The sequence below is a fragment of the Nonomuraea zeae genome (assembly GCF_005889725.1).
GTDB classification, from domain to species: Bacteria; Actinomycetota; Actinomycetes; order Streptosporangiales; family Streptosporangiaceae; genus Nonomuraea; species Nonomuraea zeae.
Genome location: NZ_VCKX01000698.1, coordinates 1 through 1,036, shown reverse-complemented (window position 1 = coordinate 1,036; position 1,036 = coordinate 1). Strand labels below are relative to the sequence as shown.

Below are 1,036 nucleotides of genomic sequence, written 5' to 3'. Positions count from 1 at the left end.
CCACCTCCACCCTCGCCTCCGCCTCCGCCTCCGCCTCCGACCTATGACCCACCGGCGGACCATTGCCCATCAATCGGATGAGCGCCATGACCTTGAGTTATCCACAAGCCGCGCCTCGCGGCCGGACTTATCCACAGCACGCGCGGAACCGGCTCGGGATCTTGGTCCGGCATGGAAACCTTCCGGCCATGAGGCCATGTGTGAAGCCCGCCCTCCGGCGAATCCTCCGCGACGAGCAGACGTTGCAATACGGTGTGCATCCCCTCAGAGCCGTCAGGTTGAGCGGCCTGACTCAGGCCGTCCGGCAGTGGATCGAGGGCCTCGACGGCACCCGCGAACTCGACGCCGTCTTGGAGGACGCGCAGGCCGCGGGGCTCGACGAGATCCGGGCGCAGTTCCTGCTGGAACAGCTCGCCGCCCAAGGCGCTTTGCACGACGCCGCCACCAGCCACGCGCCCCTGCACGATCTGCCGCTGGCGGAGCGGGACCGGCTGAGACCCGACCTCGATGCCCTCGACCTGGCCTCGACCGCCACCGACGGCGGCATCGGGATGCTGCTGCGCCGCAGGGAAAAGCGGGTGCGGGTCTATGGAGCGGGGCGGGTGGGGGCACAGGTCATCGCCCTGCTCGCGGCCAGCGGGGTGGGCAACATCCGAGTGATCGACCCGGGCCTCGTCCGGCCTGGGGACATCACACCTGGAGGGCTGACGTGGGCGGAAGTGGGCCTGACCAGGGAGGTCGGCGCCGTGGCGGTGGTGAGGAGACTCACATCGGGCGGGCAAGGACTCGGAGAGGCCGGCGGCCGCGAACAGACCTCCGACACGACCGAAGCAGCCGCCACAGGCAGCGGGACACGTCCTGCCACTGGCCCAGGCAGCACGCGCCCCGGCACTCCGGCTCCCGGCCCACGATCCGGCACCGCGACACCCGTCCCACGGGCCGCCAACGCCACAGCGGGGAGGCGAAATCCGACGGCTACCGCCTCGTCCCCCGGTCCGCGCTCCACCACCTCCTCACCCAACCCCCGGACCACCGC

1 protein-coding gene is annotated in these 1,036 nt (G+C 71.0%); it reads left to right on the top strand.

Going from position 1 to position 1,036, the window contains the following annotated elements; translation table 11 throughout:
• Window positions 1-278: 278 nt before the first annotated feature.
• Window positions 279-1,036, top strand: a 758-nt coding sequence (locus tag ETD85_RS64305; RefSeq protein ID WP_206059662.1) for a ThiF family adenylyltransferase, incomplete at its 3' end; no start/stop codon positions are given.